General features: G+C 71.0%; 25 protein-coding genes. 7 read left to right on the plus strand and 18 right to left on the minus strand.

Translation table 11 applies throughout. From position 1 onward, the window contains the following. The first annotated feature begins 94 nt into the window (after window positions 1–94). A complete protein-coding gene (locus tag H4696_RS25310) occupies window positions 95–805 on the plus strand; it encodes a DUF2306 domain-containing protein (protein ID WP_086864498.1) in 711 nt (236 codons plus the stop codon). Between the two features lie 3 nt (window positions 806–808). Here H4696_RS25310 and H4696_RS25315 read toward each other — a convergent pair whose 3' ends face one another. From H4696_RS25315 to H4696_RS25355, 9 genes are all read right to left on the minus strand, one after another. After that, the gene (locus H4696_RS25315; RefSeq protein WP_192782527.1) at window positions 809–1744 is read right to left on the minus strand and encodes a hypothetical protein; all 936 of its coding nucleotides are present in this window, start codon (window positions 1742–1744) and stop codon (window positions 809–811) included. Between the two features lie 198 nt (window positions 1745–1942). Further along, a complete protein-coding gene (locus tag H4696_RS25320) occupies window positions 1943–2695 on the minus strand; it encodes a GNAT family N-acetyltransferase (RefSeq protein WP_158104273.1) in 753 nt (250 codons plus the stop codon). Window positions 2696–2802: 107 nt separating this feature from the next. Beyond that, window positions 2803–3645 (minus strand): LysR family transcriptional regulator, encoded by an 843-nt coding sequence (locus H4696_RS25325; RefSeq protein WP_086857607.1) that lies wholly within the window; start codon window positions 3643–3645, stop codon window positions 2803–2805. Between the two features lies 1 nt (window position 3646). After that, window positions 3647–4027, minus strand: a complete 381-nt coding sequence (locus H4696_RS25330) for a DUF427 domain-containing protein (RefSeq protein WP_086857588.1) — start codon at window positions 4025–4027, stop codon at window positions 3647–3649. Window positions 4028–4088: 61 nt separating this feature from the next. Beyond that, the gene (locus H4696_RS25335; RefSeq protein ID WP_086857589.1) at window positions 4089–4853 is read right to left on the minus strand and encodes an HAD family acid phosphatase; all 765 of its coding nucleotides are present in this window, start codon (window positions 4851–4853) and stop codon (window positions 4089–4091) included. 80 nt (window positions 4854–4933) lie between these two features. Further along, on the minus strand, window positions 4934–6094 hold the full coding sequence (locus H4696_RS25340) for a class I SAM-dependent methyltransferase (RefSeq protein WP_086857590.1): 1161 nt from the start codon (window positions 6092–6094) through the stop codon (window positions 4934–4936). A 1-nt stretch (window position 6095) separates the two neighbouring features. Next, entirely contained in the window at window positions 6096–7061 is a 966-nt protein-coding gene (locus H4696_RS25345; RefSeq protein WP_086857591.1) for a class I SAM-dependent methyltransferase, read from the minus strand. A gap of 4 nt (window positions 7062–7065) precedes the next feature. After that, window positions 7066–7845: an enoyl-CoA hydratase/isomerase family protein gene (locus H4696_RS25350; protein WP_086857608.1), complete on the minus strand. Its 780-nt coding sequence runs from the start codon at window positions 7843–7845 to the stop codon at window positions 7066–7068. 55 nt (window positions 7846–7900) lie between these two features. Beyond that, window positions 7901–8722 carry an ABC transporter ATP-binding protein gene (locus H4696_RS25355; RefSeq protein WP_169734885.1) on the minus strand — a complete coding sequence of 274 codons (822 nt, stop codon included), beginning with the start codon at window positions 8720–8722 and terminating at the stop codon, window positions 7901–7903. Between the two features lie 332 nt (window positions 8723–9054). Here H4696_RS25355 and H4696_RS25360 point away from each other — a divergent pair, with 332 nt between their 5' ends. Together H4696_RS25360 and H4696_RS25365 are read left to right on the plus strand one after the other, a co-directional pair. Then, window positions 9055–9600 (plus strand): cysteine dioxygenase, encoded by a 546-nt coding sequence (locus H4696_RS25360; RefSeq protein WP_086857592.1) that lies wholly within the window; start codon window positions 9055–9057, stop codon window positions 9598–9600. Continuing rightward, window positions 9597–9992 (plus strand): rhodanese-like domain-containing protein, encoded by a 396-nt coding sequence (locus H4696_RS25365; RefSeq protein WP_086857593.1) that lies wholly within the window; start codon window positions 9597–9599, stop codon window positions 9990–9992. Before H4696_RS25360 ends, H4696_RS25365 begins: the two co-directional genes overlap by 4 nt. Here the strand turns inward: H4696_RS25365 and H4696_RS25370 are convergent. After that, on the minus strand, window positions 9989–10975 hold the full coding sequence (locus H4696_RS25370) for an LLM class F420-dependent oxidoreductase (protein ID WP_086857594.1): 987 nt from the start codon (window positions 10973–10975) through the stop codon (window positions 9989–9991). The genes H4696_RS25365 and H4696_RS25370 overlap by 4 nt on opposite strands. Before the next feature lie 184 nt (window positions 10976–11159). Between H4696_RS25370 and H4696_RS25375 the strand changes: the two genes are divergently transcribed. Continuing rightward, the gene (locus H4696_RS25375; protein WP_086857595.1) at window positions 11160–11354 is read left to right on the plus strand and encodes a hypothetical protein; all 195 of its coding nucleotides are present in this window, start codon (window positions 11160–11162) and stop codon (window positions 11352–11354) included. Between the two features lie 10 nt (window positions 11355–11364). On the opposite strand, the gene glgP is transcribed toward H4696_RS25375, so the two are convergent. After that, a complete protein-coding gene (gene glgP / locus H4696_RS25380; RefSeq protein WP_086857596.1) occupies window positions 11365–13896 on the minus strand; it encodes an alpha-glucan family phosphorylase in 2532 nt (843 codons plus the stop codon). Window positions 13897–14028: 132 nt separating this feature from the next. On the opposite strand from glgP, the gene H4696_RS25385 reads away from it, so the two are divergent. After that, on the plus strand, window positions 14029–15462 hold the full coding sequence (locus H4696_RS25385) for a neutral zinc metallopeptidase (protein ID WP_192783069.1): 1434 nt from the start codon (window positions 14029–14031) through the stop codon (window positions 15460–15462). 72 nt (window positions 15463–15534) lie between these two features. Here H4696_RS25385 and H4696_RS25390 read toward each other — a convergent pair whose 3' ends face one another. Next, window positions 15535–16509: a tetratricopeptide repeat protein gene (locus H4696_RS25390; RefSeq protein WP_086857598.1), complete on the minus strand. Its 975-nt coding sequence runs from the start codon at window positions 16507–16509 to the stop codon at window positions 15535–15537. A 92-nt stretch (window positions 16510–16601) separates the two neighbouring features. Here H4696_RS25390 and H4696_RS25395 point away from each other — a divergent pair, with 92 nt between their 5' ends. After that, a complete protein-coding gene (locus H4696_RS25395; RefSeq protein WP_086857599.1) occupies window positions 16602–17009 on the plus strand; it encodes a hypothetical protein in 408 nt (135 codons plus the stop codon). Here the strand turns inward: H4696_RS25395 and H4696_RS25400 are convergent, their stop codons facing one another. Continuing rightward, window positions 17010–17312, minus strand: coding sequence for a thiamine-binding protein (locus tag H4696_RS25400; protein WP_086857600.1), 303 nt, complete (start codon window positions 17310–17312; stop codon window positions 17010–17012). Between the two features lie 78 nt (window positions 17313–17390). On the opposite strand from H4696_RS25400, the gene H4696_RS25405 reads away from it, so the two are divergent. Next, window positions 17391–17891 (plus strand): MarR family winged helix-turn-helix transcriptional regulator, encoded by a 501-nt coding sequence (locus tag H4696_RS25405; protein WP_086857601.1) that lies wholly within the window; start codon window positions 17391–17393, stop codon window positions 17889–17891. 48 nt (window positions 17892–17939) lie between these two features. Here the strand turns inward: H4696_RS25405 and H4696_RS25410 are convergent, their stop codons facing one another. The 5 genes from H4696_RS25410 to H4696_RS25430 all read right to left on the minus strand — a co-directional run bounded on the left by H4696_RS25410 (window position 17940) and on the right by H4696_RS25430 (window position 23508). Beyond that, a complete protein-coding gene (locus H4696_RS25410) occupies window positions 17940–18305 on the minus strand; it encodes a DUF3817 domain-containing protein (RefSeq protein ID WP_086857602.1) in 366 nt (121 codons plus the stop codon). Between the two features lie 214 nt (window positions 18306–18519). After that, window positions 18520–20907: a GH92 family glycosyl hydrolase gene (locus tag H4696_RS25415; protein ID WP_249026894.1), complete on the minus strand. Its 2388-nt coding sequence runs from the start codon at window positions 20905–20907 to the stop codon at window positions 18520–18522. 103 nt (window positions 20908–21010) lie between these two features. Next, complete coding sequence (locus tag H4696_RS25420; protein WP_086857604.1) at window positions 21011–21445, minus strand: hypothetical protein; 435 nt, start codon at window positions 21443–21445, stop codon at window positions 21011–21013. Next, window positions 21442–22554 carry a hypothetical protein gene (locus tag H4696_RS25425; protein WP_086857605.1) on the minus strand — a complete coding sequence of 371 codons (1113 nt, stop codon included), beginning with the start codon at window positions 22552–22554 and terminating at the stop codon, window positions 21442–21444. The genes H4696_RS25420 and H4696_RS25425 overlap by 4 nt, the downstream gene beginning before the upstream one ends. A 9-nt stretch (window positions 22555–22563) precedes the next feature. After that, the gene (locus H4696_RS25430; RefSeq protein ID WP_086857606.1) at window positions 22564–23508 is read right to left on the minus strand and encodes a hypothetical protein; all 945 of its coding nucleotides are present in this window, start codon (window positions 23506–23508) and stop codon (window positions 22564–22566) included. Window positions 23509–23519 lie beyond the last annotated feature (11 nt).

The raw sequence follows: 23519 nt of genomic DNA on the forward strand, positions 1-23519 counted from the left end.
TCAGGGTACTCCCCCAATGTCCGCACGAAGGATTGCCGCGGTCACCGGCGGCTTCATACGGTGCGGATACAGCGTAAGAGAAACAGGGGGATCCATGACCACGACCGAAACCACGGCGAGCATCGGCGACGTCCGGCGGGCCACGCCGTGGTGGCGCCGCCCGTGGGTGTTCCCGCTGGGACTGCTCGTCACGGTGTTCCTGGTGTACTCGCTGCCGCCGTACCTCGGGCTGAACCCCGCGGAGTCGCGGATCCCGGCCCCCACCGGCTGGTACTACCCGGTGCTGGTGACGCACATCGGGTTCGCGACGGTCGCGATCGTGACGTGCGCGCTGCAGATCTGGCCGTGGCTGCGGCAGAAGCACCCGGTGGTGCACCGCCGCACCGGCCGCGTGTACGTCTTCGCCGGCGCGCTCCCGGCGTCCATCGGCGGGTTCGCGATCGCGCTCGCGGCGCCGTTCGGGCCGGTCGGCGCCGTCTCGAACGTCCTGCTGGCGACGCTCTGGTTCACCTGCACCGTGCAGGGTTTCCGGACGGCGCGGGCGCGGCGGTTCGGCGAGCACCGCCGCTGGATGGTCCGCAGCTTCGCGCTGTGCATGTCGATCATCAGCAACCGGGTGTGGGCGATCGTCTGGGCCACTGTGCTGCCCGGGCAGCTGGACACGACGTTCGGCGGCAGCGAAGTCGCGCTGGGGCAGGCGATCGCCGGCCTGACGACGTGGACCGGCTGGGTGCTCCCGCTGCTGTTCGCGGAATGGTGGCTGACCCGGAGCCGGGGACGCCGCCGCGCGCCGTCCCCGGCCTGAGCCCTACAGCCCGGAAACCTTGCCCTTGTGGAGGTTCCGGATGATGTTGCGCGGGTTCTTCGCGACGTACTGCGCGGCACCCGATTCGAAGACGAGGTAGGCGTACCCGCCCGACTCGGTGATGCCCTCGTTCATGCTGGGCGAGCGGAAGCACCGGGTCGAGGCCTTGTCGATGTCCCGCGAGCCCGCGTCGACGACGTAGAGGTTGCCGCGGTTGTCGTTGCCGTACGAGGTGCTGAACACGAAGCGGGACTGGGTGACCATCAGGCCCTGCGTCTTCGTCGGCACCTCGTACGCGCCGGACTGCGTGGTCAGCGAGCCGTCGGTGCCCACTTTGTACCGGTACATCTTGTCGCGGCCGGTCTCGTTGAACTTGCCCGAGTACAGGTTGTCGCCGTAGCTGGTCAGGAAGGACGCGCCGTAGACCTTGCGCGCCTCGCCGACCTGCTTGAGGTACGGCGTGCCGGACTTCTTCATCGCGGCCTTGAGCTCGGACAGCTTGTACTTGCGGATCGTGTCGCCCTCCCCCGCGACGAACGCCCAGCCCTGGGTGATCGCGACGCCGCCGGCGTGGGTGGCGGCGATCGCGACCGTGCCGACGTGCTTGCCGGTCTTCGCGTCGATGCCGATCAGGTGGGCGTCGTGGCCGGCGCGGTAGGCGCCGATGACGAGCAGGTCGCCGCCGCCGTCCCAGCTGTACCAGGTCGCGATGCCCTGCGGCGTGTACGTGTCCAGTTCCGGGACCGCGGGCCCCTTCGCGAAGCGGCTGTCGTAGGCGTAGGACGCCGAAAGACCGGAATAGAACGAAGCGAGCTTCCCGCTCGACGTCTCCGAGCAGCTGATCGCGGCGGCGGCCGGTTCGGCGGCGGCCACGGTCGTCCCCAACGCGACCGCGATGCCCGCGGTGACCGTCGCGGCCTTCCTCTTCCAGGTGTTCATCGAGCTCCCTCAGTCGGCTCTGCCTTGCCGGACTGGGACTCGCGGGGATGATCTCCGGTTCCCTCCGTCACCTCGGGCGACCGGAGTTACCGGTCTATACCAATGGGGACAGATTCCCGCTGCTACCTGGGGATCGACACCTCGAATTCATGGGTACCAGCGGCCCACGCCCTCGTGGGCCTCGCGCCGGCATCGATGTCACGATCGGGGGCTCATCGGGTGCTGCATCCACACGTTCCACTCCTCGTACCTGCCCAGGTCGCGTTCACGATCGATATCCACCAGGTCGAGCGCTCCGGGGACGACATACCGGCCGGTCTGCGGAAAGGCCATGCCTGTCCACTGCTCCCATTGAGCGACGGTTCCGGACACGACCATGGACCGGGAGGCCGGGGCCAGGATGGCGGCTCCGAGGCGTTGATGCGTGCGGATCCAGGGATCCAGGTGCAGCCCGTCCTCGCGGGTCCAACACAGAAAGTCCGTCATCGGGGTCAGCGGGTAGCTCGCCTTCAGCGTGGGTCGCACCGGCACGATGACTCGGTGGAGGCCGGCGTCCGCCGCGCGTTCACGAAGAGCGGTCAGCACCTGCCCGGCCAGGCCACCACCCGAGCGGTCGGGCCGGACCGTGGCGGACATGATGCACAGCGTGTTCGGTTCCACCTGGTTTTCATGCCCCGTCACCGCGGCAATGAGGGCGCCGTCATACCCGTCCGGGAGCGTGCCCGGTTCGCCATCCCAGTGCAGCGTCACCGCGACCGCGTTGGCCAGCACCTCTCCATTGTTGACCAGGAGCACGTCGAACTGCGGAAAGTACTCTCCTGCGGCTTCACGGTGAGCGTTCGACACCGCATCGTGGAGCACGAACTCCGGCCACGCCGCACGCAACGCCGCCGCGGCACCGGCTTTGAGATCACGATTCTCAGCGGTGGTCACGATCTTCGATTTCTGCACCACCAGAACCTAAACCGCGCCACAGCCACAGGCCCAGCGCCAGTGCACGAACGTGCCGCAGGCGAAGTACGAGTTCGGCAAGATCTTCGCCGGCTACACGGGCTGAGTCACCACCGGGCGGCGTCCGCGAGCAGTGCGTCACGCACCGCCGCGGGCCCCGCCCGGCAGGGCTCGGCGCGGGTGACCGCGAAGAGCGTGTTGATCGGTGGCTCCTCCGGCTCCAGCAACGCGATCAGCGAGCCCGCGGCCAGCTCGGCGGCGCACAGGTACCGCGGCAGCACGCTCACGCCGAAGCCGGCGAGGACGCACGTCAAAATGGCCCGCAGGTCCGGGACGACCACCGCGGGGCCGGGCGGTGGGCGGACGCCCAGTACCGAACGCCAGTAGCGGCGGATGATCGGCAGGTCCTCGGCGTAGGCCACCAGGGGTGCGGTGCGGGGGTCGCCGTCGAAACCGCGGGGGCCGACCAGGACGAACTCCTCGTCCGTCAGCGGGGTGGCCGCCAGGCCGCGGCGGCGGGGGCGGATCGTGGAGACGACCAGGTCGTAGCGGCGCTGGGCGAGGCCGGCGAGGAGGTCGTCGGCCAGGCCGAACGTCACGCGCAGGCGGAGCCCGGACGCGACCAGACCGGCCAGCGCCGGGAGGACCCGGGTCGTGGTCAGCTCGGCGGGTCCGGCCAGGTGCACCGGCGCCGCGAACAGGTCGTCGCCGACGGCGACCACGGCCAGCGCGTCCACATGCGGGGCGATGCGGGCCGCCAGTTCATCGGCGGCCGACGTCGGGGTCACGCCCCGGGCGCGGCGGACGAACAGCTGGTGCCCGAGCTCCTCCTCCAGGGCTCTGACCTGCGCGGTCACCGTCGGCTGGGACAAGCCCAGCGACGGTGCCGCGCCGGTCAGCGAACCCGCCCGGTGGACGGCCAGGAACGTCCGCAGCAGGTCGAGGTCCAGCTCAGTCCTCGACCAGCTCGATGGAGTCCACGACGTTCGGGTAGAACGCGACGTGGTCCTTGATCGCGGCAACCGGCTCGTACGGCTTCTCGTACGTCCAGACCGCGTTCTCGCCCTTCACCTCGCCCGCGTTGAGCGAGTAGTAGCTGGCCTCGCCCTTGTACGGGCAGTACGTCTCGTGGTCGGTCCGCTCCAGCACGCCCGCGTCGACGTCCGCCAGCGGGATGTACTGGACCGCCGGGTACGTGGACTCCTGCAGGGTGAACGCGTTGCGGCTGTCCGCGATGACGCGCCCGCCCGCCTTGACCACCACTCGGGCCTTGGTGGGCTCGACGGTGATCGGGTGGTCCGGGCCCGGTACCAGCACCTTCTTCTCCGGCATGTCCGCTCCTCGAAAAGGTCGTGTACAGGAGCAGCACCCCGGGCCCGGCGGTTATTCCACCTCAGGGCAGGTAGTACATCGGGTTCGGCAGCTTGATCGGGCGCAGCGCGTAGCCACCTTCGAGGTCGCTGAACTGGTCGCCGACGTTCAGCACGATCTTCGCGCCCGTCGCCTCGATGTGCGCCCGCGTGCCCGACTTGTACTGGACGGTGTTGCAGGTCAGGCCGCACGGCAGGTAGTCGGGCGCGGTGGTCTTCGGCTTGAAGAACGCCCCCGCCGGCGCCGGGTAGCCCTCGTTGGCCAGGTTCTTGAGCGACTGCGGCCCCTGGAACTCGTTGCGGCCGGTCAGGAAGTACACCTTGACGCCGTGCTGCACGGCCCAGTTGGCCAGCTCCAGCACCGGCTTGTTGGCGACGAACGTGCCGTTGTCGATCGCCTGCTGCTGCTTGACCGGGTCGAAGCCGAAGTCGTTGTCGGCTTCCCAGCCGAAGGTGATCTCGGAGGTGTCGTCGACGTCGAGCACGATCGCCGGGTCCTTGACCTTGCCGAGCTGCTGCTGCAGGTAGCGCTTCGCGTCGGAGACGACGCGGTTGCTGTCCTTCGCGAACTGGCTGGTCTCGGAGTAGTGGTGCTTGCCCGAGGCGTCGAGGTAGTCGCCGTAGTACGCCTTGACGTCGTTCTTGACCTGGCCGATGTTGGCCGGCTCCTTGGCGCGGGCGGCGGTCGCGTCGTCCGACCCGGCGAGCGCGGTCGCCCCCGAGGCGACGGTGGCGCCGATGGCCGCGGCGGCGGCGAGCTTGACGAGACCTGACCATTTTCCGGACACGGCGACCCTCCAGTGAAACTTGGCAACTGGGGGAACCTACGTCACGTCCACCCGGAGTTCCACCCCTCGAAAGTTTCCGTTCACCTCTCGGCGCGGCAGAGGAACGCCACCGGCGACCGGCCGATCCGCGTCAGCACCACCGAAGCTTCCGCGCCACCACGGGGTTTCAGCCGCCGCCGCAGGGCATCCGGGTCGACGTCCAGGCCGCGCACCAGGATTTCCAGGCGCCCGACGTCGTGTCGCTTGAGGACGGCTTTGAGCGCCTTCTCGCTGTAGGGCCCCTGCTCCAGCACCCGGAACGCCCGCACGCCCGGTGGCGGGGTGTCGCCGGTCAGGTACGCGATGCGTTCGTCCAGCTGCCACAACCCGTGCCGCGCCGCGTAGTGGCGGACCAGCCCGGCCCGGACCACGGCGCCGTCGGGGTCGACGATCCACTCCCCCGGCGCCCGCGTGGGCAGTTCGTCCGGTTCGGCGTCGGTGACCGTCCACTGTGTCCCGTCCGAGCGCAGCACGGTCGCCCGGCGGGTGACGCCTTCGCCCAGGCCGCGCCAGAGGCAGGATTCGCGTACCTGGCCGTCCAGGGACACCAGCTCGACCTCGTCCGCCCACGGCGTGAGCGCGAAATCGAGGCCGGGCGCGCACTTCACGGACAGCGCCCGCCCCGGGTAGGCCTCGACCAGCCCGCCGAGCGGCGGGGCGAAGTCCGCGGGCTTCCACGCCCGGCGCCCGGCAGAATCACGCCGGGCCGGGTCCGCCACGACGACGCCGGTACGGCTCACCGGGCGCAGCGCGTCGGCACGGGACAGTCCGAACGCGACACCGGCGGCACTTCCGTTGTGCCGGGCCATTTCCAGCCGGACCGGGTCCAGATCGGACCCGAGTGCGCGCCGCGCCACCCGGGCGATTTCGACGAGGTCGGCGCCGACCGAGCACGTGACGTCGTGGACGTCGAGTCCCGCCAAGCGGGCGGCCCGGTGCCGGGCGACCGGCGTGGCGCTGGCCTGCTGGAGCGCGTCGGAGGTGAACAGCCAGTCCACACCGGACAGCTTGCCGACGGCTTTCCGCCGCAGCAGCACGGTTTCCAGCACCGCGGCCGCGTGCTCCTCGCCCACGAGACGGCGCACTTGAGCGACCGAAGCGATCCGGTCGGTCAGCGGCAACGACGCAACCTCGGCGAGCGCCGCGATACCCGCGCCGGAACGCAGGTAGGCGACGTCGCCGAGGCTGAACGAATAACCCAATTCAGGACGGCCGCTTGGTCCCGGTGATCATCACGTTGTAGAACAGCTCGCGCGGCAGGATCTTCGCGAGCACCTTCTTGTCCACAGCGGACAGCCGCAGCCACAGGCGGTAGGCGAACAGGCGCCAGCGCACGGTCAGCTTCTCCTGCGGCACGGCGGCCTCGAACGTCCGGATCGGCCAGCCGGCCAGCGCCGCGGCGAACTCCTCGGTGACCGCGTGGACGTCCTGGGCGCCGGCGCCGCGGGCCCACGACTCCAGCTCCGACGGGTCGAACGTGTGGATGTCGACCACGGCCTCCAGCGCGGCGGCGCGCGAGGACTCGTCGAGCTCCTCCTGGGGACGGCGCCAGCCGCTCAGCACGGGCAGCTTCGTCACCCGCGTGGTCAGGAACCAGGTGAACTGGCCGAGCTTGCGGGCGTAGAAGTCGCCGATCTTGGTCGGCTCGCCGGCGAAGACGAACCGGCCGCCCGGCTTGAGCACGCGCAGCACCTCGCGGAACGCCGCCTGGACGTCCGGGATGTGGTGCAGCACCGCGTGCCCGACGACGAGGTCGAACGTGTTGTCCTCGTACGGGATGCGCTCGGCGTCGGCGACCCGGCCGTCGACGTCGAGACCGAGCTTCTCGGCGTTGCGCAGCGCGACCTGGACCATGCCGGGCGAGAGGTCGGTGACCGAGCCCTTCTTGGCGACGCCGCCCTGCATGAGGTTCAGCAGGAAGAAGCCGGTGCCGCTGCCCAGCTCCATCGCGTGCTGGTAGGGTTGGCCGTCGTCGCCCGCGACGGCGTTGAACACGTCGGTGGCGTAGGAGATGCAGCGCTCGTCATACGAGATCGACCACTTCTCGTCGTAGGTGCCGGCTTCCCAGTCGTGGTAGAGCACGTTCGCCAGCTTGGGGTCGGCGTAAGCCGCCTGGACCTCTTCGGCGGTGGCGTGCGGGTTGGGCGCCGGGTCGTTCACGTCGGTCAAGGCGTCATTTCCCTTCGAAAGTGGCCTTGCCGGGCCCGTTTTCGATGAACGACTTCATGCCGTTCCGCTGGTCTTCGGTCGCCCAGAGCGCGGCGAACAGGTGCGATTCGAGCTTGAGCGCGTTGGGGAGGTCCATGTCGAGACCGCCGTCGATGGCCGCCTTCGCCGCGCGCAGAGCCACGGCGGGGCCGTTCGCGAACTGGGCCGCCCACTTGTGCGCCGCCGCGTAGACGTCGTCCGGGGCGACGACCTGGTCGACGATCCCGAGCTGCAACGCCTCTTCGGCCTTGACGAACCGTCCGGTGTAGACGATGTCCTTGGTCTTGCTCGGGCCGATCAGCCGGGCCAGGCGCTGGGTGCCGCCCGCGCCGGGGATGACGCCGAGCTGGATCTCGGGCTGGCCGACCTTGACGTTGTCGCCCGCGACGCGCCAGTCCGCGGTCAGCGCCAGTTCGAGGCCGCCGCCGAGGGCGTAGCCGGTGATGGCCGCGACGACCGGCTTGGGGATGTTCGCGATCGCGGCCAGCGTCCCGGTGAGGTTCGCGCCGAACTTGGCGATCTCCGGGTAGGTGCGGGTGGCCATCTCCTTGATGTCCGCGCCGCCCGCGAAGGTCTTCTCGCCGCCGTAGAGGATCACCGCGCGGACGTCGTCGCGCTCGGTGGCCTCCTTCGCCAGCTCGGCGAGCTCGGCGGTGACCTGGGCGTTCAGGGCGTTGACCGGCGGCCGGTCGAGCCGGATCGTGCCGACCCCGTCCTTGACCTCCAGCGATACGAACTCTCCCACGCCCATCCTCCTCGTTGACGAAGTGCCAGCAGGCTACCCGCCGGTAAGCGACAGCTTAGCGACGGCGGGCGAAGAAGCGATCTCCGGAACGCTCCAGCACGAGGTCCTGGTCGAACGTCTTCGACAGGTTTTCGCTGGTGATGACGTCGTCGACCAGCCCGGAGACGACCGCGCCACCGTCACGGAGAAGAAGCGCGTGGGTGAATCCCGGCGGGATCTCCTCGACGTGGTGGGTGACCAGCACGAGCGCCGGCGCGTCCGGGTCGAGGGCCAGCGCCGAGAGCCGCGCGACCAGGTCTTCGCGGCCGCCGAGGTCGAGCCCGGCCGCCGGCTCGTCGAGCAGCAGCATCTCCGGGTCCGTCATCAGCGAGCGCGCGATCAGGGCCCGCTTGCGCTCGCCCTCGGACAGCGTCCCGAAGGTGCGCTCGGCCAGGTGGCCGATGCCCATCGCTTCGAGCAGCTCGGTCGCGCGGGCGGTGTCGAGGGTGTCGTATTCCTCACGCCAGCGGCCGAGCACCGCGTAGCCGGCGCTGACCACGACGTCCTTGACCAGCTCGTCGCCCGGCACGCGCTGGGCGATCGCCGCCGACGTGAAGCCGATGCGCGGGCGCAGGTCGAAGATGTTGACCCGGCCGATGCGCTCGCCGAGCAGGTCGATCTCGCCTGCCGTCGGGTGCAGCTCGGCCGCGGCGAGACGCAGCAGGGTGGTCTTGCCCGCGCCGTTCGGGCCGAGCACCACCCAGCGCTCGTCCAGTTCCACGGACCAGTCGAGGCCCTTGAGGAGGTCGTTGGTCCCCCGGCGGACGCCGACACCGGCCATCCGGACCACGAGGTCGTCAAGTTCGCTGGGCTGGATCGGCTCGCTCACGAGCCCCATTCTGTCTGTCGTCGCGCGCGCGTGCGCACCCGCCCGGGTGAGTGGGCGATCCGGCAGGTCGGGGCGTGTCCACGTCGTGGAACGCCGCACCGCGGGAGAGCAGCTCGGGGCCGGGTTGTGGCACGATCGCAGACATGTCAGCCGACGCGCCCGCCACCCCGGTCACCCGGGGCTCGTTCTGGCGCCGTCGCACGATCGACCTGCTCCTCGTGGCCTCGGCCGGGTGTACGCGGGCGCGGCTTCGCTGATCCCCCGCGTCCTCTGCGTGACGCGTGCGCGTGCCGCGCTGCCCCCGTGTCCCGAATCACTTTCGCGCCCGAGGAGCACTCGCGTTGACCACTTCGATCGTCCGCCCGCCCGTCGAGATCCACCCGCGGCTGACCGACCCGCTGCTGCCCGAGCTGCTGCACCCGTCGCGGCTGCTCTGGACCCCGCGTGAGCTGGCCGAGCTGACCGCCACCGTCACCACCGAGCTGACCGCGAACCTGCGGAGCATCCTGCGCTTCGACGAAGACCGGCGGTGGTGGGCCCGGCTGGCCCTCACCGACGGCGTCGAGCTGTGGCTGCTGTCGTGGCTGCCCGGCCAGCACACGAAGCCGCACGACCACGGCGGCGCGTCCGGCTCGTTCACCGTGCTGCAGGGCGAGATCGGCGAGGAGTACCGCTATCCCGGCGGGCCGATCCGGCGCCGCACGCACGTCGCCGGCCAGGGCCTCGGCTTCGGCGCCGGCCGCGCCCACCAGGTCACCGGCATCGGCGACCGGCCCGCGGCGAGCGTCCACGCGTACTCGCCGCCGCTGGTGGCGACGCGCGAGTACGCCACGCTCGCCGACGTTCCGCCGGAAATCCCGCCGCTGCCCGCTATCGTCCGGCCATGAGCGCTGTCGATACGTTCCTGGCCGCGGCCCGCTCCGGCCTGGACCGGGTTTCTCCCCCGCGCGCCCGCGAGCTGCAGGAGGCCGGCGCGTTGCTGGTCGATATCCGGCCGCATCAGAACCGGCAGACCGAGGGCGAGATCCCGGGCGCGGTGATCGTCGAGCGGATCCACCTGGAGTGGCGGCTAGCGCCGGACAGCGAATGGCGGCTGCCTTCGGTGACGGCGGACTCGACGGTGATCGTGCTGTGCAACGAGGGCTACTCGTCGAGCCTCGCGGCCGCCGACCTGCAGCGGCTGGGGCTGCCGCACGCGACCGACCTCGAAGGCGGCTTCCGCGCCTGGGCTGCCGCCGGCCTGCCCGTGCAGACCGGCGGCAGCCCCGCGGTGCCCTAGGCGAGCGCGGGCGCGACCTTCTCGGCGAACAGGTCGATGCCGGAGCGGTCGTACGCGGCTTCGGGGAAGTTGAAGATCGCGTACGACATGCCCAGCTCGCCCATCGCGGCGAGCTTCTCGGTGACCTGCTCGGGCGTGCCGGTCGTCGGGCTGTTCACGAAGACGCCGTGCCACCGCTCCGCCGCGTCGGCCGGCGCGTACTTCTCGAGGTGCGACTTCAGCCAGGCCAGCTTGTCCTGGACGTCCTTTTCGGTCTCCCCGAGCACGACGTTGTGGTTGGCCGAGCGCACGATGGCGTCGTAGTCGGTGCCGACGTCCTTGCAGTGCTGCGCGAGGATTTCCGACTTGCGGGTGAACGTCTCCGGGTCGGCGGCGAAGTTCGTGTACTTCGCGTACTTCGCGGCGATCTTGAGCGTCTTCTTCTCGCCACCACCGGCGATCCAGAGCGGGAGCCCGCCCTCCTGCGGCGGCAGCGGGCGCAGGATCGCGCCGTCCGTCTTGTAGTGCTTTCCGTCCAGTGTGGACGTTCCGGTGGTCCAGAGGTCGCGCATGATCTGCACGCCTTCGTCGAGCTGCCCGAGCCGGTCACCGGCGCCCGGGAAACCGTAGCCGTAGGCCCGCCACTCGTGCTCGTACCAGCCGGCCCCGATCCCCATTTCGACGCGCCCGCCGGCGATGGTGTCGGCGGTGGCGGCGACCTTCGCCAGGTAGGCGGGGTTGCGGTAGCCCATGCAGGTGCACATCTGCCCGAGCCGCACGGTCTCCGTCGCGGCGGCGAAGGCCGAGATCAGCGACCAGGCCTCGTGCGTGGCCTCCTCGGTCGGGACGGGCACGGTGTGGAAGTGGTCGTAGACCCAGATCGATTCGAAGGGCCCGGCTTCCGCGTGCTTCGCGAGGCCGAGCATGGTCTTCCAGTGGTCCGCGGGGTCGATGCCGGCGAGGTCGAGCCGCCACCCCTGCGGGACGAAGATTCCGAAGCGCATGCAGCCAACCTAACGCCGCGCGGGGCGGTGTGCGCAGCGATTTCCCGGCTGGAGCAACTCCAGGTCAGGGGCCCTTCGAAACGTTCTGGGGTGCCTTCCGGCCCTCGTGGTCACGACGTTGGGCCATAGCGGGCCGGCCCGGCGGGCGCGATCGTCGGGCCCACGAGGAATCGAGGTGGACCCCATGACCGAGCCACACGGAGTTCCGAAGCAGTACCGGCCGCACGACCACAGCTGGATGGTGGGAGCTTGGGTGTTGCCGCTGGCCGTCGCCGCCGCGCTGACCGCGGTGAGCGGCGGTCTGCTGGCGATCACCCTGCCGGTGGCGCTGGTCGTCGGCATCGCGGCGACCGTGCTGCACCAGCGCGACCGGACCTGACCCGCGCGGGTCAGGCCAGGACGACTCGGGCCAGCTCCGCCGGCGTCGCCAGCAGCCCGTGCTTCGGCAGCACCCGCACGGTGTACCCGATCGACCCCGGCCGTGGCAGCTTCAGCCTCGCCGCGAAGGCGCCGATGCCGTCGGCCGTCATCGGGACCGTGACCGCGTCGCGGAGCTCGTCGTCGTCGGCGACCTGGCCGACCACCGCCTGGATGTCCACTTCGGACGGATCGAGGCCGGCCAGGTCGATGCGGGCGCGGATGGTCACCTCGGTGCCGACCACCAGTGGCTCGGTCTGCTCCACCAGCAGCTCCGAGTCGAAGATGCGCAGCCGGGGCCAGGAGACCTCGAGCTTCGTGCGGTAGTCCGCCAGGGACAGCGCGCCGCGGTAGCCGTCGCCGGTGGCCGCCGCGACCATGCGGGATGCCGGGAGGTAGCCGTTGTCGACGTACTCGCGGACCATGCGGGACGCCTGGACGCGCGGGCCGAGCGTCTCCAGCGTGTGCCACACCATCGACAGCCAGCCGGTCGGCACGCCCCCTTCGCCGGAGCGGTCGTAGAACAGCGGGGCGATCTGCTGGCCGAGCAGCTCGTACAGCGCCGCCGCCTCGAGGTCGTCGCGGCGCAGCGGGTCGGTGACGCCGTCCGCGGTCGGGATCGCCCAGCCGTTGCTGCCGTCGTAGCACTCGTCCCACCAGCCGTCGCGGATGGAGAGGTTCAGGCCGCCGTTGAGCGCCGACTTCATGCCCGACGTCCCGCACGCCTCCAGCGGGCGCACCGGGTTGTTCAGCCAGACGTCGCAGCCGCGATAGAGGTACCGCGCCATCGACATGTCGTAGTCCGGGAGGAAGACGATCCGGTGCCGCACGTCCGCGCCGTCGACGAAGCGGACGATCTGCTGGATCAGCTGCTTGCCGTTCTCGTCGGCCGGGTGCGACTTGCCGGCCACGACGACCTGGAGCGGGCGGTCCTCGTTGAGCAGCAGGGTGCGCAGGCGGTCGGGGTCGCGCAGCATCAGCGTCAGGCGCTTGTACGTCGGGACGCGGCGGGCGAACCCGACCGTGAGCACGTCCGGGTCGAAGACCGAGTCCACCCAGCCCAGCTCCAGCGGGGACGCGCCGCGCTGCAGCCACGCCGCGCGCACCCGGCGGCGCACCTCGTGCACCAGCTTCTCGCGCAGCTCCCGCCGCAGCGCCCACAGCTGGGCGTCCGAGACGCCGTCGCGCAGCGGCCCCTCGCCGACGTCGAGGCCCCATTCGCGGCCGAGCAGCGTGCTCAGCTCGCGCGCCACCCACGTCGGGCCGTGGACGCCGTTGGTCACCGACGAGATCGGCACCTCGTCGTGGTCGAACCCGGGCCACAGCCGCGAGAACATCCGGCGCGTGACGCGCCCGTGCAGCTGCGAGACGCCGTTCGCGCGCTGCGCCAGCCGCAGGCCCATGTGCGCCATGTTGAACAGGCCGGGGTTGTCCTCGGCGCCGAGCGCGAGCACGCGGCGCGGGTCGATGTCCGGAACGAGCCTCCCGTCGGCGAAGTAGCGCTGGACCAGGTCCACCGGGAACCGGTCGATGCCCGCGCTGACCGGCGTGTGCGTGGTGAACAGCGTCCCGGCGCGGACCGCGGGCATGGCCTCGTCGAACGCGAGGCCGTCGGCCTGGACGATCTCGCGGGCCCGCTCCAGCCCGAGGAAACCCGCGTGGCCTTCGTTCGTGTGGAACACCATCGGCTGCGGGTGGCCGGTCAGCTCGCAGTACTTCCGGACCGCGCGGAACCCGCCGATGCCCGCCAGGATCTCCTGCCGCAGCCGGTGGTCGGCGTCGCCGCCGTAGAGGCGGTCTGTGACACCGCGCAGGTCTTCGTCGTTGGCCTCGACGTCGGTGTCGAGCAGCAGCAGCGGCACGCGCCCGACGCGGGCCTGCCAGATCTGCGCGCACAGCTCGCGCCCGCCCGGCATCGCGACGCCGATCAACACCGGCCGCCCGCCCGCGGTCAGCAGCTCGAGGGGGAACGCGTTCGGGTCGATCACCGGGTAGTGCTCGACCTGCCAGCCGTCCAGCGACAGCGACTGCCGGAAGTAGCCGTTGCGGTAGAGCAGCCCGACGCCGACCATCGGCACGCCCAGGTCGGACGCGGCCTTGAGGTGGTCGCCGGCCAGCACCCCGAGGCCGCCGGAGTAGTTCGGGAGGGCCTCGGTGACGCCGAACTCCATCGAGAAGTAGGCGACCGCGGGCGGCAGCTCGGCGTCGTCACGCTGCTGGTACCAGCGCGGTTCCGAGAGGTACTTGTCGAGGTCCTCGGCCGCGGCTCTCGCGCGTTCGAGGAAGTCGTCGTCGACGGCGAGCTCGTCGAGGCGGGCGGGCGGGAGCGCGGTGAGCATCCGCAGCGGGTCGCGCACGGCGTTGAACAGCTCGGCGTCCATCGACGCGAACAGGTCGCGCGTCGGCGGGTGCCACGTCCAGCGCAGGTTGGTGGCCAGCGCGCCCAGGCCGGACAGGGACTCCGGGAGGCTGGCGCGGACGGTGAACCGGCGGACTGCACGCATGGGAAGCGACGATATCGGGCCGCGGCCCGTCGTGCGCAGGGAGTAGTTCGGGGATAACGTGCACGCTCCGCGTAAGCCCTGGGTATGGTCCTGCCCGTCGGGTACGGGTGGGCACGAGAGCGAGTGAAGAAGATGATCCCAGGGGGAGGACGGCGCGCGCTGGTCGCGTTGCTCGCCGTCGCGGCCGTGGCCGTGAGCGGGTGCAACGACAAGGGCGGTGCGAGCGGGGACCCGGCCAAGGACAACGGCGCCGGGTCGGTGTCGGGCCTGCCGGTGACGCACTTCGAAAGCGGCCTCAAGCCGGACGCGCCTTCGCCGGACCTCGACGTCCGCAACGCCGACGGCGGCGAGGACGACAAGCTCGCCACCGCCGCGATCGCCGACGTCCAGACGTACTGGGCCGAGCACCTGCAGGCCGACTTCGGGCAGCAGTTCGAGCCGGTGAAGTCGCTGCTGTCCTATGACGCGCAGACCGACACCGAAGAGACCGGCTGCGGCAGCGTGAAGAAGCTCGTGAACGCGTTCTACTGCCCGGTCGACGACTCGGTGGCGTGGGACCGCGGCGTGCTGCTGCCGATGCTGCGCCAGCGGTTCGGGCCGATGTCGGTGGTCGTCGTGCTCGCGCACGAGTTCGGCCACGCCGTCCAGTACCGGCTCGGCGACAAGGCGGGGATCACCAAGAGCACCCCGACCGTGGTCAAGGAGCAGCAGGCCGACTGCTTCGCCGGCGGCTACTTCCGCTGGGTTGCCGAGGACAAGAGCAAGTTCTACCGGGTGTCGACGTCCGAGGGCCTGAACCAGGTGATGGCGTCGATGTTCCTGATCCGCGACCAGGCGGGCACCAGCGCCGCCGACAAGGGCGCGCACGGCACGGCGTTCGACCGCACGTACGCGTTCCAGGCCGGGTTCGAGAAGGGCCCGAAGGAGTGCGCGGCGATGAACAACGAGAACGTCAAGGCCCGGCTGACCGAGCGCCCGTTCGACAAGGGTGACAAGGGCAAGGGCGACGCGAAGTTCAACGAACAGGCCGTCGAGCTGCTGAAGAAGAGCCTCGACGAGGCCTTCAAGGGCGCCGGCGTCGCCGCCCCGGAGATCACCGACGGCGGCAGCTGCCAGACCACGCCGCCGGCGTCGTACTGCCCCGGCGACAACACGGTGAGCATCGACCTGGCGAAGCTGTCGGCGCTGGCCCAGCCGATCGACCGCGAGGCCGAGATGAAGGGCGAGGACCCGGGCGGCATGGGCGACTTCGCGGCGTTCTCGGAGGTCGCTTCGCGGTACGCGCTGGGCATCCAGAAGGGCGTCGGCGCGTCGATCGACAACGCGAACGCGGGCCTGCGCACGGCGTGCCTGGTGGGCGCGTGGGCGGCGTTCACGAACCGGCCGGGCGACCTGCGGCTGTCCGCGGGCGACCTCGACGAGGCCATCGCGGACCTGCTGCTGCCGGAGAGCCTGGTGTCGGCCGACGTCAACGGGAAGCGCCCGGACAGCGGTTTCGATCGGGTCGAGTCGCTGCGGAAGGGTTACCTCGAGGGCTCGTCGGTCTGCTCGAAGCAGTACGGCTGAGCTGAAACGCCGTGAAGGCCTCCTTACCGGCTTTTTTGCCCGGTAAGGAGGCCTTCACGGCGTTCGGGGGGGTTAGAAGAGGGCGGAAGCCAGGTCGCGGCGGGCCTTCATGACGCGGTCGTCGGCCGGGTCGAAGAGGTCGAACAGGGCCACCAGGTGCTCGCGGACCTTGTTGCGGTCCTCCCCCGCCGTGCGGCGGACCGCGTCGATGAGGCGCTTGAAGCCCGCCTCGACGTCGTTCGCCGCGATCTCCAGGTCGGCCGCGTCGAGCTGGGCCGCCAGGTCGGACGGGTCGGCGTCGGCCTTCGCGAGTGCCTCCGGGTCGGCGTTCTCCGCGCGGGCGGTGAACTTGACCTGGGCCAGTGCGTTCTTGGCCAGCTCGTTGGCCGGTTCGACGTCGAGGATGCGCTCGTAGGCCGCCTGGGCCGCGGCGAAGTCGCCGCGCTCGAAGGCTTCCTCCGCCTCGGTGAAGCGGGGGTCCTCGGGCTCCTCGATCGGGCCGCCGCCGTTGGCCTCCGCCTCGGCGATCGACGGCAACTTGTCGCGCAGGGCGTCCAGCAGCGCGTTGATCCACTTGCGGATCTCCGGCTCGGGCAGCGCGCCGGAGAACGCGTCGACCGGCTGGCCGCCGGCGATGGCGACGATCGTCGGGATGGACTGCGCGCCGAACAGCTGCGCGATCCGCGGGTTGGCGTCGACGTCGACCTTCGCCACCACCCACGCGCCGCCGGACTCGGCGGCCAGCCGCTCCAGCACCGGGGACAGCTGCTTGCACGGGCCGCACCACTCGGCCCACAGGTCGACGATCACCAGCTGGCGCAGCGACCGCTCCACGACCTCGGCCTGGAAGGTGGCCTCGGTGACATCGATCACGGCGTCGGTCGAGACGGGCGGCGGCGGCCCGTCGCCGCCGGACGGGCCGGCCTGCGGGGCCGGCTGCCGCTGCGCCGCATCGGCGCGCGCCTTGAGCGCGGACAGGTCGACCGCGCCGGACAGGGCGGCGGACAAGGCCGCTGACTTCGCTGCAGATCCGCGTGGCTGTGTCACGGTTCCATCCTGGCACGCGCGCCGGACGGTTTCACCGGGTCCCCCGGCCGGTCCGCTTGGCAGGACGGCGCCGCTGGGGCAGGCTCGGCCGGGTGCACATCCGGCGTGACGTGAAGGTGGGGCTGTCGGTCGCCGCCGCCGTCACGTGGATCGGCGCGGTGTCGCTGCTCATCGGGCACCAGCCGGATCCGGGCGCGGCGTCGCCCGGCGAGCTGCGCGATCGCCTGGCCACCGCGCTTTCCGCGCACGACGCCGACGCCTTCGCCGGCCTCCTCGACTACCCCGGCTCCGGCGGCGGCGACTTCGCGAAGGACTACGTCGCGGTGCTGACCGACCACGGCGTCCACGACGTCCGGGTGGCGCTCGGACCGGACGCCGCCGCGCCCTCGCGCGCCACGGTGACGGGCACGCTGGGAGACGGGCGGCCGTTCAGCTACCCGCTGACGGTGACGAGCGAAGACGGCCGGTGGACGGTCGCCTTCACCCCGCCGCTGCCGTAGTCACGACTCGCGCAGGTGCGCTTCCACGCGTTCGACCTTGGCCTCCAGCTGGCCTTCGAAGCCCGGCCGGATGTCCGCCTTCAGGACGAGCCCGACGCGGGCCGAGCCCTCGCCCGCGGCTTCGACCGCGCGCTTCACGACGGCCATCACCTCGTCCCACTCGCCCTCGATGTTGGTGAACATCGCGTTGGTCGAGTTGGGCAGCCCGGACTCGCGGACCACCTTCACGGCCTTGGCGACGGCTTCGCTGACTCCGCCGTCGGGGTCCCCGCCGGACGGGCTCACGCTGAACGCGACGATCATGGTCGGAAGTCCCTTCTTCGGTGCTCTTTCCGCCGGTCGTGGGACACGCGCCGGTACCCGCTGGTAACTTCGCGTGTCATGAACCGTCCGCTGCCGTTCGACCCGATCGCCCGCGCGGCCGCGCTCTGGGAGGACCGGATCGGGCCCTCCGGGACCATGGCCGCGGTGACCGGGGTGATGCGGGTCCAGCAGATCATCCAGTCCGCGGTGGACGGCGCGCTCAAGCCGCACGGCCTGACCTTCGCCCGGTACGAAGCACTGGTGCTGCTCACCTTCGCCCGCAGCGCCAGCCTGCCGATGCGGGTGATGGGCGAGCGGCTCCAGCTGCACCCCACCAGTGTCACCAACATAGTCGACCGGCTGGAGCGCGACGGGCTCGTCAAGCGCGTCCCGCACCCGACGGACCGGCGCACGACGCTGGTCGAGATCACCGACGAGGGCCGCAAGCGCCGCGAGAGCGCGACCGAGGCCGTGACGACCATCGACTTCGGACTGTCCGGGCTCACCGAGCGGCAGACCGAGCAGCTGACCGACCTGCTGACGAAGGTGCGCCGGGCGGCGGGCGACTTCACCGAATGACAAGAAAGGCCCGCTCCGGAGGGCGCGGGCCTTTCTCACGTCGTGGGATCAGACGGCGACGGGTTCCTGCGCCTGGAACAGGCCGACACCGCCGTGGGACAGCCGCTGCGGGCCGTCGAGCTTGCCGTTGCGCAGCGCCCACTTCTCGAACAGCCACGTGAACAGCGGCGGGATGCTCGCGAGCAGGGCCAGGACCAGCGTCTTCGGGCGCCAGCCGAGCGGCTTCGCCACGGACAGGGAGACGACCACGTAGAGGACGAAGATCACGCCGTGCACCATGCCGATGACGGGCACGCCGCCCTCGCCGGAAGAGTGGACGACGTACTTGAGGAACATCCCGACAAGCAGCGCCGCCCAGGAAAGGGCTTCGGCTACTGCGGCCACGCGGAACACTAGAGCGGCCTTGCTGGACACTGCTTCCTCCTGTGGGGTCTCACCACGTTGGTCCATGACATGCAAAACGCCCGACACACCGTCCAAGGCGGACTTGCCTTGTACGTCAACGGCGTCGTCGGACGTGCTGATACCAGTGTGAGGCGTGACGGCCCTCACCGGAACACCGGGTCCCGTGACGATGCTCACGAACGTGGTCCACTGTGGTCAGGACCACGTCCGTGAGCGCCGCTATCTAGTCGGAACACGGGGAAATCGGTGCTGCGGAGGGCGAAGTGCCCCATGTCGCCTTCGCGACATCCGCAGTCAAGGAGAAGTCCAGCGTCGCCCCGCGCTTGAGCTGGTCGACGCCGACGTAAACCTTGTCACTGGGCTTCGAGCCGACCTTCAGGCCCGAGACGTACTGCAGCTTCGAGCCGTCCGCGCCGGACGCCTTGATCGTGATGTCGCGCCCGTTCTCCAGGTGCAGCACGGACTTCTCGAACCGCGGCGCGTTCAGCACGAAGTTCCCAGTCCCTGGGACGGCGGGATAGAGGCCGAGCGCGCTGAAGACGTACCAGGCCGACATGGTGCCGAGGTCGTCGTTCCCGGTGACGCCGTTGGGCGCGTTGGTGAACAGCGTGTGCGCCGCCCGCACGACCGTCGACGTCTTCGCCGGCTGCCCGGTCAGCGCGTACATCCACGGCGAGTGCAAGTCGGGCTCGTTGTTCGGGTTGTAGCGGAACTGGTCGTAGTAGTCGTACGGGCCGACCACCCAGTTTTCCCGGACCGCCGTCGCCGGGTTCTTCACCAGCTCGTCGTAGGCGAAGAAGTCGTCGAGGCGCTTCCCGGTGGCCGCCGGGCCGCCCATCCGCTGGACCAGGCCGGGGACGTCCTGCTGGACCAGCCACTGGTACTGCCAGGCGGTGCCCTCGTGGAAGCCGTCCTGGCTCTGCGGGCTGTACGGCTTGTCGGCGGGGCTGAACCAGGCGCCGCCGAGGACCTTCGGCCGGAAGAAGCCGGTGAAGCCGCGGTCGGTCTGCGTTTCGTCCCACAGCGTCCGGTAGGTCCGGCCCTTCTCCTTCAGCGCGGCGGCGTCGTCCTTCTTGCCGAGCGCGGCGGCCATGACCGACAGCGAACAGTCACCGAGCGCGTACTCCAGGGTGGCCGACGCGCCGTGGTTGGGGTCGGTGTCCTGCCCCTTCTTGGGGAAGTCCGGGTCGTACTGGACGAAGCCGTCCTGCTGGTAGCTCGCGTTGCCCGAGCGGCCCTGGAACGGCGACGCCGCGGGCGGGATCTGCGTCGAGTTCTGCAGGAGCGCCTGGTAAGCGTGCGCTTCCTCGCCCGACAGCGCGCCGAACCGCCAGAGGTCGACCAGGAACGGCGTGACCGGGTCGCCGGTCATCGTGTTCGTCTCCTGGCTCGCGTACGCCCACCGCGGCAGCCAGCCGCCCTGGTCGTGGATGGCGAGGATGCTCTTGGCGATGTCCTTCGCGCGACTCGGCCGCAGCAGCGCCAGGAGCTGGTTCTGGGACCGGTAGGTGTCCCACAGCGAGAAGAAGTCGTAGTACGTCCAGCCGGTCGCGCGGTGGATCTTCTTGTCGAAGCCGTAGTAGCGGCCGTCGGCGTCGTTCGCGGTCAGCGGCTGCAGCAACGCGTGGTAGAGCGAGGTGTAGAACACCGTGCGGTCGTCCGTCGTGCCACCCTTGATGTCCACAGTGGACAACTCGTGCCGCCAGGTGCGCTCGACCGCGTCCTTGGCCGCGTCGAACGACCGGATCTTCTCCGACGCCAGGTTGACCCGCGCGCCCTGCGCGTCCACCTGGGAGATCGCGGTGGTCGCGGTGACCTGGCCGCCGCCCGCGAACGTCAGCCACGCGCCACGGAGTCCCGCGCCACCGCTCGACTCGCGGCTGCCCGGGGTGCCGCCGGTCGGCGACCAGGTGCCCGAGGACTTGAACGGCTTGTCGAACTTCGTCGTGAAGTACGTCGTGTAGGCCTTGCCGCCGCAGAACGCCTGGGACTCCACGGTTCCTTCGACGGTCCGGTCGTCGACGACGCGGATGCTGCTGCCGGTAACCGGTTCCTTGTCGTTCGCCTGCCCGACGTTGACGAAGACGTTGGCGTCGCCCGGTTTCGCGAACGTGTACCGCTCGACGCCCGCGCGGGTCGCCGCGGTCGTCTCGACGTCGACGCCGCCGTAGCCGGTCAGGCGGACCTTGTAGTAGCCGGGCTTGCCGACCTCGCCGTCGTGCGTGAACGGCGACGCGTACAGCTTCTGGTCGAAAGTGGACGCCTTCGTCGTGTCGAACGCCTTGCCGGGGCCCACTTCCCCGGTCGTCGGCAGCGTCGAGACCAGGCCGCCCTGCTCCCAGCAGCCCGCGCCGGACAGGAAGAAGTGCCCGAACCCGCGGATGGCCGTGTCGGTGTAGCGGTACCCGGCGTAGTGCGAGGTGATCGGGCTGACCTGCGTCATCCCGAACGGCGCCGAGGCACCCGGGAAGGTGTTCCCTTCGTCCTGCGTGCCGATGAACGTGTTGACGGCGCCGAGGGCGTCGCCCCCGGCCGCCGAAGCGACGACGGGACTCACCCCCGTCGCCACCACGGCGAGCGCCAATGCGCCCGCCAGGACCTTGCTCTTCACTGAGCTTCCTCCTGCCAACGATGTCATCCCCGAGCACACCTTCGGCAACGCCCGACGAACCGGTCAAGAGGGCGGTGAATACCTGTCTCGTTCCGGACAGCGCTCAGCCGGCGAGCGCGAACGCCGTCACCCGCACCGTTCCGGTGTCGCCGGTCCGCCGGGCCTCGACCACCAGCTCGGCACTCGGGGCGACGGCGACTTCGTGGCGGCCGACGTCGCCGGTGACCGCGAAGGTTTCGGCCACTTCGCCGTCCACGACCACCCGCACCTCGCCTTCGCTGTCGCCCACGGCCTCGAGCACGACCACGAACGCGCCGGGCCGGGTGAGCAGCCGGACGAGCGGGGTCCAGCTCGCCGAGGCCGTGCCGGGCCAGTCCTGCGGGCGCGCCGGCTGGAAGGCCACCGCGGAGCTGGGCGCGGCGGCCGACGCCGCCGTGAACGCCGCGGCGGCGTGGCGGGTGCCTTCGAGCACGCGCAGCCGCCGCTGGATCTCCCGCAGCAGCGTGACGAGGGTGTCCGGCTGGTTGACGCGGCTCACGACGGCTCCAGGAACGGTTCGACGGTCAACACGACTTCTTCCTGCCCGGCGTCGTCGCCGGGCGTGACCGACAGCCCGAGCAGCCGGACGGTGACGTCGAGCTGGTCCCCGGCGAAGAACGGGTCGGCCACAACGATCCGCGCGTCGTCGCCGACCGAGTACGACCCGACGACCGGGTCGAGGTCGGCGCGCACGGTCAGCTCGGGCAGCACGACCGGCCGCCGCCGCGCGGCCAGCTCCCCGGCGACGTGCGCGGCGAGCATGGCGGCGTCGGTGGTGTCCACCGGCGCGGCCGCGGCTTCCAGCAACGGCCAGCCGCCCGCCGTCGCGCCCGGATCCGACCGCACCACCGGCACGCCCCCGCCGCCGGCGTTCCCCATCCCGAGCACCCGGGTCGCCATGCTCGCGGCGTCGCTCGGCCAGACGAAGTCGACCAGGTTCGCGCCGTACTCCCAGACGAACGCGCGCTCCCCGCCGGGCAGGCCCAGGCGCGGGTACCCCAGCCGCAGCAGGCGTTCCGGCTGGCCGCTCTCGTCGTAGCGGACGTCGAAGGCGAAGTCGAACCCGGTGTCGGTGTTGGCGAGGTCCCGCAGGACCTCCGCGACCGACTTCAGGTCGGCCGAGGCGTAGCTCACCGTGCGCAGGACGCCGGAGCTCGCCGAGCCGGTCACCACCACCCCGAGGTCGCCGCCGTCCGCCGACTGCGCGAGGTCGAGCAGCCCCCGCACGATCGCGAGCTGGTCGGTGGCGGTGAACGAGACCGGCTTGGTCAGGTCCGCGGGGTCGAGGACCAGCCGGTGGTCGAAGTAGGACGCGAAGTCGGCGGCGGTCAGCTCCAGCACCCCGCCGGCCGCGCTGTAGCGGCTGGTCCAGACGATGCCGCCCCACACGAGGTCGCCGTCGCGGTCGACGTAGACCGCGGTGCGGCCCGGCTCGGCGAGCAGCCGCGGCTCCCGGATCCGGATCTCCGGGTCGTCGACCCGCAGCTGCCCGCGCAGCGTGCCGGTGTCGTTGAGCTTCTTGTCGAACTGCACGCCGGACAGCGGGAGCTCGTCCAGGACCGCGCCGGTGCGCAGGTCCGCGATCAGGTAGGTGTACGACGTGCCCATCCGCTGCGCCTAGTAGGTGGAGAACGTGAGGCCGTCGAGGGACAACCAGCCGGCGTTGCCCGTGGTCGCCATCACCTCACCGGTCGGCAGGATGTCCACCCGGCCGTGCGCGTCCGGGTTGGTGGAGACGCCGAGCAACCAGTGCGCGACCGGCCGGTAGCCGACCGGCAGGGTGAAGATCGCCTTGTCGAGCAGGCCGTTGCGGACCAGGCCGCGCAGCCGCACCCAGCCGTCGTCCATCAGCGTGTAGGCGGCCGTGGTGAACCCGCTGCCGTAGTTGACCCAGCTGTTCTGCAGGGTCGGCGCGTGCCAGGTGTCGCCGCGCGGCGGGCGGTAGGGCGCCCACACGCCGCCGCGCTTGCACAGCAGCACCCCGGTGTCGAGGCGGTAGACGAACTGGCTGCTGTGCGTGGTCGCGACGGGCGGGAGATCGGTTTCACCGCGCACCGGCAGGATCCCGCTGAGGGCGGAGGTGAACTGGCGGCGGTCGACGACCGTGGGCGCGGTGCCCGCCGGGGGCACCTGGACCTCGGCCAGCACGAGCACCGGGGACCCGTTCGGCGTCGGCCGCACCGGGCTGGCCGCGTTCTCCCCCGCGTAGACGTTCACCGCGAACGCCCCGCCGACGATCTCCGCGACCACCAGGTCCAGCCGGGACAGCGACGCGTGCGCCGCGCCGAAGGGCAGCTCCTTCACCGCGTCCAGCGTGACGATGTAGGGACCGTCGCCCGGCCGGGCCCGGTCGGTGAGCACGGCCTGGAACGGGTTGACCCGCAGCTTGTTCGACGCGATCGCGACCGACCCGGGCGTACCCGGCGCGTCCCGGATCCCGGGGCGCGCCCGCAGCGGGTCGAGCGCGTCGCCGGTCGCGTCCGCCTGCACCAGTGCCCCGGTGATCAACCGCGCTTCGGCCGAGTCGACGCCGTCGACCCACCCCGCGTGCCGTTCCGCCATCGCAGCTCCCC

Source organism: Amycolatopsis lexingtonensis, assembly GCF_014873755.1.
Classification (GTDB): domain Bacteria; phylum Actinomycetota; class Actinomycetes; order Mycobacteriales; family Pseudonocardiaceae; genus Amycolatopsis; species Amycolatopsis lexingtonensis.

Bases quoted from the DNA above. Each gene is read 5' to 3' on its own strand.
- H4696_RS25400 (WP_086857600.1), bottom strand. From the start codon at position 17,312: ATGATCGTCGCGTTCAGCGTGAGCCCGTCCGGCGGGGACCCCGACGGC.
- H4696_RS25430 (WP_086857606.1), bottom strand. From the start codon at position 23,508: ATGGCGGAACGGCACGCGGGGTGGGTCGACGGCGTCGACTCGGCCGAA.
- H4696_RS25405 (WP_086857601.1), top strand. From the start codon at position 17,391: ATGAACCGTCCGCTGCCGTTCGACCCGATCGCCCGCGCGGCCGCGCTC.
- H4696_RS25370 (WP_086857594.1), bottom strand. From the start codon at position 10,975: ATGCGCTTCGGAATCTTCGTCCCGCAGGGGTGGCGGCTCGACCTCGCC.
- H4696_RS25425 (WP_086857605.1), bottom strand. From the start codon at position 22,554: ATGGGCACGTCGTACACCTACCTGATCGCGGACCTGCGCACCGGCGCG.
- H4696_RS25330 (WP_086857588.1), bottom strand. From the start codon at position 4,027: ATGCCGGAGAAGAAGGTGCTGGTACCGGGCCCGGACCACCCGATCACC.
- H4696_RS25375 (WP_086857595.1), top strand. From the start codon at position 11,160: ATGACCGAGCCACACGGAGTTCCGAAGCAGTACCGGCCGCACGACCAC.
- H4696_RS25310 (WP_086864498.1), top strand. From the start codon at position 95: ATGACCACGACCGAAACCACGGCGAGCATCGGCGACGTCCGGCGGGCC.
- H4696_RS25355 (WP_169734885.1), bottom strand. From the start codon at position 8,722: ATGGGGCTCGTGAGCGAGCCGATCCAGCCCAGCGAACTTGACGACCTC.
- glgP (WP_086857596.1), bottom strand. From the start codon at position 13,896: ATGCGTGCAGTCCGCCGGTTCACCGTCCGCGCCAGCCTCCCGGAGTCC.
- H4696_RS25315 (WP_192782527.1), bottom strand. From the start codon at position 1,744: ATGAACACCTGGAAGAGGAAGGCCGCGACGGTCACCGCGGGCATCGCG.
- H4696_RS25365 (WP_086857593.1), top strand. From the start codon at position 9,597: ATGAGCGCTGTCGATACGTTCCTGGCCGCGGCCCGCTCCGGCCTGGAC.
- H4696_RS25385 (WP_192783069.1), top strand. From the start codon at position 14,029: ATGATCCCAGGGGGAGGACGGCGCGCGCTGGTCGCGTTGCTCGCCGTC.